We start from the raw sequence: 12,685 nt of genomic DNA on the forward strand, positions 1-12,685 counted from the left end.
TGATCGGGGGTTACCTTACAATTGTCACGATAATCGCCACCAGCGATGCCAAGCCGGTACTGAAACCCAGCCATTGCTGCGGTCCCATTCGTAAACGCTCCGGCGCTTGGGGTACAAATATCTCTGCTCCGGGTTTTACCGGCGGATAATTGTTAAAAAACAAGAACCGGTTTGTGCTTTTTACCGAGCCATTGGCATAGATGATATATGCGTTTTTCCGCAGTGCGCGTTGCGAAAACCCTCCTGCTTGATTGATGTATTGTTTAAATCCTTTGTTCGGCGCATAAATTGCCGTAGAGGGAGCCAGTACTTCTCCCGAAACTTCCACTGTTTGAAGTTCTTTGGGTACACGAATGACGTCACCGTCTTCCAGGATGAGATCACCTCGCTTTCCGGGCTTCTGGATAATCCGTTCCAGATTGATTCCCACAAAATCATTGTTTAGGTTACGGCTGAGATGAAGTTCATTAATGCTGTTTGTATTTTGCTGGAGGTAACGCAATGCTACCATGCGTTCGTATTCATCCTGTTGTTTCAGTGTCTTTTCGCTACGCTCCCGTTCTGTCTCCGCCATTTTCTGTGTTATATTTCCCGCTCTTTTCAGCGAAGCCCCCTCAATATATGCAAACGGCGTAAAACCGCCAGCACGTTTGACAAGGTCCGAAATACGTTCATTCTTTTTTGTGATCGTGTAACGCCCAGGATACAACACTTCTCCCTCTATCTGTACAGTCTTTTGCGTTTCATACCCTGCTTCTGTACGGACAACGACGATATCAAATGGCATGAGCTCAAAATTCGCTTCGTTATCCAGTGTTCTATTGATATTGACCTGGAATATCTCTGCCGTTTGCGCAGCAATAGACAGGGCATCTGCATTCTTCACACGCCGGGACACTTCTATCCGTTTCGTGGAAGCGCTTTCCCGGAATCCACCAGCCTGCATAACAAGGTCTTGCAATGTCATTCCCGCTGCGTAATCAAAGATTCCCGGATTCCGGACCTCGCCGTCGATCCGTACCGAAAATTCTTCCTTCAGATCAAAGATCGATGAAATACGGATGACGTCTTCCCTTTTTAGTTCGACATCAGGTTCGGTGCCAGCTAAAATTGCTGCCACATTAAAAGCAATTTGTTCTGTCTGCAGGTCGTCCTGCAACCGGAGAATGTATCCTCGGTTTAGAAAAGCATCCTCCTTTACCCCTTCAGCTTTTTTAATCAACATTGACAATGTCAGACCGCTGCTCAACTCATACACGCCCGGACGAAAAACAGCACCATTTATTGTTACCCGGTTAGCATAACGATCGAGGATTCTTCCCACAATGTATTGGTCGCCTGATTGAGGCTCAAATTGTCCCATTTGGCTGGCAAGCAGGTCCTCGATACGTTTTTCAGTTGCTGTATTGCGGGTTACCTTCACCCGTTCACGATACGCTGCCTCGGTAAATCCGCCAGCGTATCGTAAAAGGTCTTCAAACGTTTCAGTTGGTTTTAGCTCAAAGATAGCTGGCCGTTTCACCTCTCCCCGCAACTCAACCCGGCGCTGATACGGCGGCACCATCAGAATATCCTGGTCACGCAACCCTACATTATCAGCGAACGCGCCGTTCATCAGCACATCATAGATATCAAGCGTGGCTATTTCTTTTCCCCCACGTATCAAGCGGATATCCCGGAAGGAACCCCGTGCTGTGGGGCCACCGGAAAGATACAGCGCATTGAAGACTGTTGCGACGGAAGGTAACGAGTAGGTCCCGGGGGTTTTCACTTCACCCGTAATCACAATTTTAATAGTCCTGACGTTCCCTAGACTCACCAATATCCGAGTATCGCCTGTTTTAATCGCCGGATACACCATGGCCATACGTTGTTCGATACGGGCTGCTGCTGCTTCCATGGTTAGGCCATTTACAGCAACTACTCCTACATAAGGAATAACAATATTGCCTTCGGGAGTCACCGTTAAGCTATGAAACGCTTCCGATTTTCCATAAATATCAATCAGGACCTGGTCATCCGGGCCGATAACATAGTTACTCGGTGTTGCCATGCGCAGGTTCGGCTCAAACCGTGCTGTCTGGCCCTCAAACAGACTGCTTCCGAATATCTCCAGTGAACCAGCGGAGATGGAGTCTTCCGGCAGCGAATCGGCAGCAACTTTATTTGCTAACGACGACGAGTCGCTCACTTCCCGGTTCACCACCGGGCGGTCAATGGGTGCAGGAGGTTGGTTAGAAGTAGAGCCTTGTCCGCCCTGGATACGCTCAATGCGTTTACGCAGTTTTTCTACTTCTTCAGTAGGCATACCCCGCTGTAACGCCATTTGTTCCATTTCAGCCTCCGACAGTCCAGAGGCCTGGGCCTGCTGTAAATACGACTGGATCTGCGCATCGGATAACTCATCGACACGCACAGTGGAAAGATCGTCAGGATTAATGGTCTGTGCCCACACGGACGGCAGACCCAGCCCCAGGATAAATACCACAATCAATCCAATAAAACGCAGCCCCATAGTTGAAAACATTAAATGATGTACTTGTTTTTCTAACATCATTGATTTAGCAGGTGTAAAAGTAGTGTGTTTTTCCGTTTTATCCGGTTAAGATAGCAGAAAAACATTAAAAACGATACATGACCCCCAATTTCATTAAAAAGTTAGACTTATCCTGCGGCGTGAACCCCCAGTATCCAATGGTATTCTGGAAATCAAATCCGTATTGATAATTGTAGGCGTGGATATATTGCACGGCCAGGCTACCGAGCCAGCGCTGATAATCCCAGACCGCATAACCTTCAAAACTGAGGTCTACCCAATTGCGTCGATAATCCGGCCGGTTGATCCATAAATTTGCAAAATCCTCATCGTGCGTAAACCGCTCCACCCGCAGCCCGGCCTGTTTCATTCCTTTGACCCAGCCTAGGTCGAGCGATTGCAGGTTACTCCCCGGACCGATACCGGCACCCAGCACCTGTCCGCGATGCGTATAACCATGATGTCCATGCATATACCATGGGCCTGCGGACCGTATTCTATTCGTGTTCGTCACCCCCATCTGGGTAATTTCCGCGGCAATCTGCAGGTAGGTTTCCTGCGTCTCATTTAATGGCACCAATTTCCGAAGTCCAAAGATATAGGCTCGCGTATGGTCCAGTTGTACAACACCATCCCGGCCATCCCAGGCATGGTCATTACGGCCGTATTCACCATACAATTCAAAATGGGCAGCCGGCAACACCCACCGGAAGAACAGCGAAATCACCTGGTCGCTGGGAAGATTTTCGCTACCATCATTATTGGTGACACTGTTTTTGGACACCCCCCCAAAAATGGGGAAATAAGCGCCAAAAGAATCATTCATGTCATCGCGGTAAATAGTAAATGCCCTCGCAAAGCCCAAGCTGAAGCCAGGTATCCACTTCGGCTGGTAGCTAAGTACCATCCCTGAAAAATACCGCCAGTCACCTCTGCGTTCGCGCTGGTAAGCCGAATGGACGCTCGTATCACCCAGCAGGGATGCCGGATAACCCGATGCTTCCAGTCGCCCCCCTACGATTTGCCCCTCAAACGAGCCAATTATTGTGTTTATAGGTTTGGTTGTGTTCAACGTTACATGACGGAACCCCGGCGCGTTATTACTCATGATAATGGCATTGCGCCGACCCGGTCCCCACCAGATATTCTCCGTGGAAAAGCCCAGCGATACTCCCTTATAGGTCAGTCGGACACTGCTTTGGCCCGGATATACTTTTGAATAACTACCGTTACCAAACAATTCCGGCGCATCAAATCGATTTCCTACCTTACTATACCAATTGCGATCCGGTCCTGCAGCCCCACCATATCCTTCGTAACGGCGATTCTGTGCATAAACAAACTCCGGGTTCAATTGTACGCTGATGAATTTATACTGTGCAAAAATGCCGGCGCTGGCATACAGCTGATAGCCTCTTGCAGGAATCATCGCACCATCGTTCCAACCATAGGGATACGCCGATACCAGCTGATGTCGCATCGTTACGGGCAACGGCTTTACGATAAAGCCGGCCGGAGACCGGTATCCTGCGGTAGACATCGCAGGACTATTACTATCATCTTCTCCATCGGCATATTCCACATCACCCAATGGCTGCACATTAAATGAAATGGCTGAGTCCAATGTCCCAAGTAACTGGCGACGCCGATAATAATCTGTTAATTCGGGGAGATTCAATGGAACGGTCTGTGCTACTCCCCCAAGAGCAAATAACATCATTCCAACGACCATACCTGCTGTTCCCGTGTATTTGGTTCCCATAATTGTTGTTTACTGCCTGTCTATTTACGATGTGAAGTTTATTTAAACCGATAGGATACACCTAGCTGCATCATGAAGTTTCCCCTATCTTCCCTTCCAAAATTCCAGAAATCATTCTGCGGAACAGGCTGGCTGAATTCATACCGGTAATTATGTGCATAAGCGTAGCCCATATTACCGTAAAACAACAGGTTGTTATAATTCCAGCTGGCGTATCCAGAAAACGTCAGATCTACCCATGAGCGCCGCAGATCATAAACATAGGTATAAAAAAAGTCTTCATTCCGTACCAGTCGTTCCACCTTTAGGCCGATCTGCTTCATATCCCTGATCCAGGAAAAATCAAAACTTTGTACGTTACTACCTGGTCCGATACCCGCTCCCAATACCTGGCCGCGGTGCGTATATCCATCCCGGACAATTGGGTGAGTATACCATGTCTGGCTGTTTCGTAAAAAATGCGCAGGAGGCCTTGAGAGCTCTGTGGCCTCAAATGCCAGTTGGAAATAGTCACCCGGTGAAAACGACAAGGGAACCAGTTTCCGGAAACCCAGGACAAAAGCCCGCGACTGATTGGGTCTTACCATCAAGTCCCGGAAGTTTGCTGCGCTGTTGTTCCGCCCATATTCACCATATACTTCGATGTGAGCGGCCGGCATTACCCAGCGAAAAAAGGCAGAATGGTAACGGTCGCGGGTTGTCCGAGTCTTCCGCTCTTTTCCCAGGTCGTCCAGGTAGGTTATCGTTTTGGGAGTCGACTTTAAAAAGGGAAGGTAGTCATTGAGCCCCGATAAATGGTCCATATTGGCGATAAACGTACCGATGTATCCTAATGATAAGCCCGGAATCCACTTCGGCTGATAACTTACGATCATACCTGAGAAATATCGGTCGTCCTTTGGTTTTTCTATATAATATTGTTCAAAATGCTGTAGCTCTTTATCGCGCGAAGGCGGAAAACCTGATTGTTTTAATTTCCCGCCAACCAGCTGGGCCTCAAACGAACCAACTGGAGTAGTTACCGGCTTGGTTGTGTTAATCGTAAAATGCAGAAATCCGGGTGCCGTGTTACTCAACAGCAGGGCGTTTTCCCGACCCGGTCCCCACCACAGATTTTCTGTGGAGAACCCAATTGAAACCGGATCAAAATTAAGCCGCAGACTACTTTGTCCGAGGTATGCCCGTGCGTATCCATTCCTCCCAAAATATTCCGGCATGTCTATTTTATTGCCAACTGCACGATACCATTCGAGGCCATAACCCCGCAGGTTTCCCATTCCATCATAAGATCCCGTGCCGGCTGCCATCAGCTCGGGTTGCAACTGTAACGTAATAAATTTATACTGTGCAAAAATGCCCCCGGTTAAAACCGCCTGTATTCCTTTTGAGGGAATTAACGGTCCGTCGTTCCAACCATAGGGATACGAACTATTCAATTGGGATTGAAATCGGACAGGAAGCAACTGTACTGCAAGGCCCTGGTCCGGATGTCCATAAATATAAGGAGCCGACTGAGCGTCCCCCAAGGGATCAAACAAATTGGTCCGGCCAAGCGCTGTCGCCGTTAAGGGCCTGATCACAAAAGAAATCGAAGAGTCTACCAATCCCAGCAACTGATCCCTACGGTACTTATCTTCCAATCCCGGCGTGCCTACCGGCAACACTTGGGAAAATACAAATTGGCTTCCCAACAACAGTAAAAACAGTGAGAGTAAGTCCTTTTTCCAGCTCATAAGCACAAATTAGTCAGTAAATTAAGCAATGTATTCACAAATATCATACCTCAACCCATTTATTTTTCCAGCATTGCCCCAATGCTGCGCAGGTAAATTGAAATCACCTGATCCTCTCCAAAAGCTCCGCGGACCTTTTCCCGGCCCAATTGGCCCATTTTTATTTTTTCCTGCCTGGACAGGTTTAAAAACTGTTCCATTCGCTCCGCGAGGGAAGACTCACTTTTAGGTACCGCAATCAAACCTGTTTTTCCATGCTCAACAACGTCCCGGCAACCGACATTATCAGTCGTGATAATCGGCATTTCCATGCTCGCGGCTTCCAATAGGCTCTTTGGCACGCCTTCACTATAATAGGAAGGGAACACAAAACAATTTGCCTTTTCCAGATACGGCAATACATTATCTGTACTACCGAGATAGGTAATGAGTCCTTCCTTTTCCCATTGCATTAATTTTTCACGGGGTATAGCTGACGGGTTTTCAATATCCAGAAATCCCAGTAGCAGACACGTAAAGGTATACCCCTCTCCCCGGAGCCGCCTTACCGATGAAACCAATACCTCTACCCCTTTCTCATAAAGCATTCTTCCGGTAAAAAGAAAAACCGTGTCCGTAAAATCCAGGGGTACCCGACGTTCAAATATCGAAGTATTTATCCCTTCCCCGGGTAGGAGTCGCATTTTTTCCTGAGACAGGCCGATATGTGTACGGAAGCTGGCCTGGTCTTCCCGATTCAGAAACCATACCGCATCCGCCTTTGGAAGTGCATACCGGTAAAGCCATCTGCCTGCCAATGAAACCAGGTTTCGATTGTTAAATACATAACCCAACCCAGTGGTCACCGCAATGGTTGGTATACCCAGTTTTTTTGCAGCCAGCACGCCATAAATATTAGGTTTAATGGTATAATGAAAGATGAGATCAGGTTTGTAATGTTTGTATACCGACAGCAATTCACGATAAAACGCCCACTCATCAAATGGGTTTTTGCCACTTGCACGTAGTTTTTCCAGCCGGATCACGTCAATAGCTGCTTCCGTCATTTTATCCGAGTAAGCATCGTACGGTGCTGCTACGGAAACACGGCACCCCAGGTCGCGCAATGTTTTCATCAACCCCAACCGGAAATTATACATGCTCCATGCCGTATTCGCTACGAATAAAATACGTTTACCTTTCATACATTATCTCCTAATTTTGGGTCACTGAATTCCTGCAATGCAGCTAACAGCGAGGCAGTAAAATCAGGTCTGTCTGCAAAATACAGTCGACTGTTTTCAGCGATTTTTTGGCATAGCGCGCCATTGGTTACGACCTGTTTTATTCGCATCAGAGATGCTTCCCATTGCTTTTCTGTGCTGGTATCTATCAGTATACCCGTATGGCGGTCATGAACGTACGCCGGAATTTCTCCCACCGGTGTAACGAAACACACCAGTCCGTGCTGCATGGCCTCAATAACCGACATGGCCATTCCTTCATTACTGCTTAACTGCAGGTAAAAGTTATACTGTGAAAAAATGGTGCTCCGTTCAGCCGGCACAAATTCACCTTTCCAGCACACGTATGCTTCAAGCTGGTTTGCTTGAATAGCGGCATCTACTGCCTGTTTGTCGCCATCATCCCGGCCATACAGGTCTAACCGTGCGTCAACCCCTTCGCTGCGCAACCAGCCGATGGCTTCTACAGCCTGTGGCACGTTTTTCATTTTATGTAGCCGTCCCACAAAACAGAACCTCTTTTCCTTTTCGGAATAAGCGGGTGGTCTAATATTCTCAGACGCTTTCCGTGTGAGAAAAGAAAGCACTTTTGCGCGGTTGCCCCGGGGTAAGTGCAATTCCGCAAAATACCGGGTGGCCTCACTGTCAACATACAATGCATCAGCTATCCGGGCCGCCCGCTTGGTAAAAATCCGATCGGCCGCATGAAAAAACTTGTTGATGTGTACCATAGCTACATACCGGACTTGGGGGTTTACCCGCTTGTACCACGTCGCCGGTACTGCCGCCCGCCAAAGGGAGCTGACCACGATATCCGGTGAAAACCGATGGATGGAGCGCAACACGGCCGGCAGCCGCAAACACAATCCCGGCAGCGAAATGTTATATAATTCCATTCGGGATCTTATGGAATCAGGAATATTCTTCAACAGTTCCGGATCCGATTTCCCTAACAGTATTGCCTTAAAGTCATATGTAGCTGCCAATCCGTCCAATGCAGAAAGAAAAGCAACTTCTGCCCCACCTGTACGGATGCCGTGAATAATGTATAGTAGCTTTTGCTTTTTCATTGAGTTGGCGTGGGCAAAGATAGCGGATCTCCCAAAATCTACAATATCCGGTACGGTTGCAGGATATCGGGATGAATCATCATGATGCCATAATATAGTGCAAGTAGGCAAAAGACCAGGCGGATAACAGTTGTTGTCAGCTGTTCTTCCAGCTTAATCCGCGACTCCACTGCCTTAAATAGGTACGGCAGTGCAAACAGTACCATACCAAACAACAGTGAGGAGAGCCGCTGCATGATCGAAAAGGAGATGAAGAGCAAATTAATAAATGATCCCAGGGAAAGCGCCATAAACAAGCCTTCAACCAGGCGTTTGGGATAATAGGCTAACAACGGCTTCCAACACAGTAAAAACCCAAGCATTACCAATTGGGCAATGGCCGAAATAGCATATCCACCCCGCCCAAACTCATTGTCCAGCACATAACGTGTTAACGTGTCAGGCAAGCCAATTAAATTAAAAATCAACACGATCGGATCAAAAAAACCACCGACTAATCCCACAATAGGAAGCAAAAAATAAACGAACCGATTGCGGAATACTGCAAATGCCAGCATAAAGGGCAATACGATCAGTACAGCACTATGAATAAAGGCAAATACAATGACCAATAAGAACGAACGCCAGTAATGTTTTTCCAAAAACAGGAATATCGCCCACATCCCGATACCGGCCGCTAACGCATAGCGAATCTGTGTGAAGTCCCGATAAAAAAAAAAGAACCCTACATAGATCAATAAGGAGGTAAACGGGAAAGGGCTTTTTTTGAAAATGAGTGTATAGTTGACAAGACCGGTCATAACCGCCATCGCCATAAAGACCACATGGATACCCATGTCTGCCGAGCTAACCAACTTATTCAATAGCATATATCCGCGTTCAATAGAAGAGGTGTAATCACCCAGCCATAATTCCTCCCACGACAATCCCCCAGCCTGCTGAAACGCATCCCAGTAATTCAGGCTGTCATTATCTACACCTACAGCCCGAAGTCCCGCGAATAGCGTCAGCGCCAAGCATTGCAGAACGAAGAAAACCAGCTGGATATGACGATCCTTCACGAAGTCGAACACGACCATGGCTGCAGAAAAGAAAACGAGGATATAATAATAGACCATCTCGAATTATCGTTCAGCTATCGTTTTTCTCAACAGTGTCTTCACCAACAGTATCGCCTGATTACCTCCCAGACTAAACCGGTTACGCCGGATGATCCGGAGTCGCTCGGGCAAACCTGCGCTCATTACAAATTTAAAATATTCTTTGAATACCCGCCGTTGGCTATCATCCAGTTGATCTTTATAATGTTGATAAAAAGCATATACAGCGTCGAAATGACGGCGATCTACCACACATTCATCGGTAAAAAACCACCTTTTTGCTTGCTTCCAACGATTTACATGGTGTGCAGTCACATTGTCTCCATGTTGCCGGTACAGCATCAATACCTTATCAATATACCGAAGCTGACCGAAACATAATGCACCCAAGGTAATCAGGTGATCGTGCATCGCCACAGTCGCCGGGGGCTTTCCGAGTATATTAATCAATTCTCGGTTCAGCATCATTGAGCAACCTTGGATACCGGCATTAAGAAACAAGAAATCGTCGAGCGCAGTCGGATGCAACCGCGTTACCTGCCGCCTGATAACCCGTTCGTTATTCAGGTAATAAGCATTCGCATAAACCAATGCAGGGCCATCCGTTGTTGTTAACGCGGACAACATGGTCTCAATCTTTTCTGGCAACCAGCTGTCATCCTGATCGCACAGCATGACAATGTCAGCGTCTGTATGTGCCAAAAGGTGTAAAAAGTTACGTGCTGCTCCAACACCGTTTACATTATCCGATAACATTCGGATCCGATCGTCCTGTTTACAGAAACCGGCCACGATATCAGTTGTTGTATCAGTAGAGCCGTCATCGTGGATCAACAACCGCCAACGGGAAAATGTCTGGGCCTGTAAGGACCGGATCTGTTCCTCAATATAGGCTGCACCATTATAGGTGGCCATGAGTATTTCCACTGCCGGTTGTGTCATTTACTTGCTGGTTAAAATCGTTTTAAGGTCTATTTGCCGATGTTGTTCAATCATTTTCCGGGCCACGGCCTGGTTCACTTCACTTTTTCTTGCAACAACCTGTGAAGAAAATGATTCGTAGGTCAGGTATTCATAACCCATTGTGGCAAAGTCACCAATATGCACACTTTTCACAATGGGGATCATACCATAATACAGGTATTCCACCAGTTTGGTAGGACAGGCTACCCGGTTGACCGGAATATCGTCGCGCAGCACGATTCCATAATGGGCCGCCCGGTAATAGTCCCCCAGCTCCGATGGGGTTACCGTTTGTACATGCACATTAGGCAGAGCAACTCCTTCCGCTGCTAACCGTTTTTTCATCGCTATCGGTTCGCCGGTAAGGATATCATACCGGATACGGTCGTCCTGGTTTGCTTTAATCAATTGGATCATAAGATCAATATTTTGCCACGACTGCAAATTCCCACTGTAAATAACCCTTACTAACCCATCATCGGCGATACCTTCACCTGGGGTCAGCGGCATCGCTGAGTCCAGGTGTGCTGGGAAAATCCCATAACGTACATACACCGGTGACGATTGCGGATATTTCTTCCGAAAATACGTTTCCATGGCTCCCGTGACGACCAACACTAGATTTACCCTCATAATGGCCATCCGTTCCACCAACGCGTACAGGCAACTTTTAAATCGACGCCCTGCAAGCTGTTGTTCTTCAGGCACTACACCATGGGCGTCTAATATGACAAATGTCTTTTTGCTTAGAAAAGGGAATAGTGGTAAAATCGGAAGTAGATTAATAACGGAATGGATGTAAATGGCCTGTGCGCTTCGCAGCTGCTTGAGGATTAAAAAAAAATGGCGAAAAAGATTATATCGATACTGGATAGCCCGCTCGGCAACAGGCTCAGCTACACTTCGAAAAAAACGCCGGTGCGATACAAACAGGTACTTGCGATCAACGGCCCGTATCTGCTGGTCTATTGCCAGTATACGCTGGGCCATTCCTTCATGTCGGTTTTTTTCATTCGGAAAATCAGCCAATATCAATATCATATCTTTTCCGTTTATTGTCCACTGTTCAGCAGTGTTTCGGCAATGCGCAGCGCACTCTTACCATCGCCATACGGATTTGCTGCCTGAGACATGATGGCGTAAACGGCAGGATCCTGGATTAATCTTTCTGTTTCCTGAATAATGCGTGCCTTATCAGTGCCTACTAATTTAACTACGCCTGCATCTACTGCCTCCGGTCGCTCCGTTACATTACGCATCACCAATACTGGTTTTCCAAGCCCTGGAGCTTCTTCCTGTATCCCTCCACTATCTGTAATGATAATGTATGATTGGATCATCAGCCACGTAAACGCTGGATACCCCAGCGGTGGAAGCAATTTGATATTCGGAACACCGCTCAAACGATCGTACACCGGTCCGCGTACACTGGGATTCAAATGTACTGGGAAAGCTACTTCTACCTCATTTCGGCTAGCGATCTCACGGAGTGCATTGCAGATATTCGCCATGCCTTCACCCTGATTTTCCCGACGATGGGCAGTTACCAGAATCAGCTTCTTTTGTAGATTGACCGTAGATTGTAGGGCACGAATCTCCTCATCTGAATAGCGATTCAGGCGTTCCCTGGCCCAATATAATGCATCGATCACCGTGTTACCTGTCACATGGATAGCTGATTCAGGAACGTGTTCATTCAATAAGTTATGCTTCGCAAAATCTGTAGGGGCAAAATGTAGATTTGCTATTCGTCCGGTCAATTGTCGGTTTACTTCTTCCGGAAACGGCGCATACAGATCGTATGTGCGTAATCCGGCTTCTACGTGGGCGACCGGAATCTTCGCATAGTACGCCGCCAGCGCAGTAACGGAGGAAGTGGTGGTATCACCGTGTACCAGCACCATATCGGGGGCAAACTGCTGCAATACTCCCTTTAACCCCAGCAGGATATCCGAAGTCAATTCATACAAGTCCTGATTATGGCGCATCAAGTCAAGGTCAAAATCAGGAACAAGCTCAAAAAAACGGAGCACTTGATCCAACATTTCCCGATGCTGTGCTGTTACGCACACCTTTAGGTCAATCCGGTCCGGATAGCGCTGGAGCGCTTTAACTACCGGGGCCATTTTTACTGCTTCGGGTCTGGTGCCAAATACTATTAAAATTTTTTTCATCCGAAAATCACTTGTCTTTTATGGGTATTTATTATACCCATATTTCCATCATTTTTACACGAAGTGCAAACAGAACAGATTCGCTGCAATATGTCTTTTGGTAATTTCGCTTATCCATTATCAT

The 12,685-nt window shown here is 47.2% G+C and carries 9 protein-coding genes; all 9 read right to left on the reverse strand.

Annotated features, from left to right (window positions below; genetic code table 11):
* Nucleotides 1–10: 10 nt before the first annotated feature.
* Entirely contained in the window at nucleotides 11–2,515 is a 2,505-nt protein-coding gene (locus NEV57_RS10575) for an SLBB domain-containing protein (RefSeq protein ID WP_443686086.1), read from the reverse strand.
* Nucleotides 2,516–2,621: 106 nt separating this feature from the next.
* Nucleotides 2,622–4,298: a capsule assembly Wzi family protein gene (locus NEV57_RS10580; RefSeq protein WP_257658292.1), complete on the reverse strand. Its 1,677-nt coding sequence runs from the start codon at nucleotides 4,296–4,298 to the stop codon at nucleotides 2,622–2,624.
* Between the two features lie 38 nt (nucleotides 4,299–4,336).
* Nucleotides 4,337–6,031 carry a capsule assembly Wzi family protein gene (locus NEV57_RS10585; protein ID WP_257658293.1) on the reverse strand — a complete coding sequence of 565 codons (1,695 nt, stop codon included), beginning with the start codon at nucleotides 6,029–6,031 and terminating at the stop codon, nucleotides 4,337–4,339.
* Nucleotides 6,032–6,090: 59 nt separating this feature from the next.
* Nucleotides 6,091–7,215 carry a glycosyltransferase family 4 protein gene (locus NEV57_RS10590; RefSeq protein WP_257658294.1) on the reverse strand — a complete coding sequence of 375 codons (1,125 nt, stop codon included), beginning with the start codon at nucleotides 7,213–7,215 and terminating at the stop codon, nucleotides 6,091–6,093.
* Nucleotides 7,212–8,324: a glycosyltransferase family 4 protein gene (locus tag NEV57_RS10595; protein WP_257658295.1), complete on the reverse strand. Its 1,113-nt coding sequence runs from the start codon at nucleotides 8,322–8,324 to the stop codon at nucleotides 7,212–7,214. The genes NEV57_RS10590 and NEV57_RS10595 overlap by 4 nt, the downstream gene beginning before the upstream one ends.
* A 38-nt stretch (nucleotides 8,325–8,362) precedes the next feature.
* On the reverse strand, nucleotides 8,363–9,442 hold the full coding sequence (locus tag NEV57_RS10600) for an EpsG family protein (RefSeq protein WP_257658296.1): 1,080 nt from the start codon (nucleotides 9,440–9,442) through the stop codon (nucleotides 8,363–8,365).
* A 6-nt stretch (nucleotides 9,443–9,448) separates the two neighbouring features.
* Nucleotides 9,449–10,366 carry a glycosyltransferase gene (locus NEV57_RS10605; protein ID WP_257658297.1) on the reverse strand — a complete coding sequence of 306 codons (918 nt, stop codon included), beginning with the start codon at nucleotides 10,364–10,366 and terminating at the stop codon, nucleotides 9,449–9,451.
* Nucleotides 10,367–11,428: a glycosyltransferase family protein gene (locus NEV57_RS10610; RefSeq protein ID WP_257658298.1), complete on the reverse strand. Its 1,062-nt coding sequence runs from the start codon at nucleotides 11,426–11,428 to the stop codon at nucleotides 10,367–10,369.
* An 11-nt stretch (nucleotides 11,429–11,439) separates the two neighbouring features.
* Complete coding sequence (wecB, locus tag NEV57_RS10615; RefSeq protein ID WP_257658299.1) at nucleotides 11,440–12,561, reverse strand: non-hydrolyzing UDP-N-acetylglucosamine 2-epimerase; 1,122 nt, start codon at nucleotides 12,559–12,561, stop codon at nucleotides 11,440–11,442.
* Nucleotides 12,562–12,685 lie beyond the last annotated feature (124 nt).

The organism is Parapedobacter lycopersici (genome assembly GCF_024643285.1).
GTDB lineage: Bacteria > Bacteroidota > Bacteroidia > Sphingobacteriales > Sphingobacteriaceae > Parapedobacter > Parapedobacter lycopersici.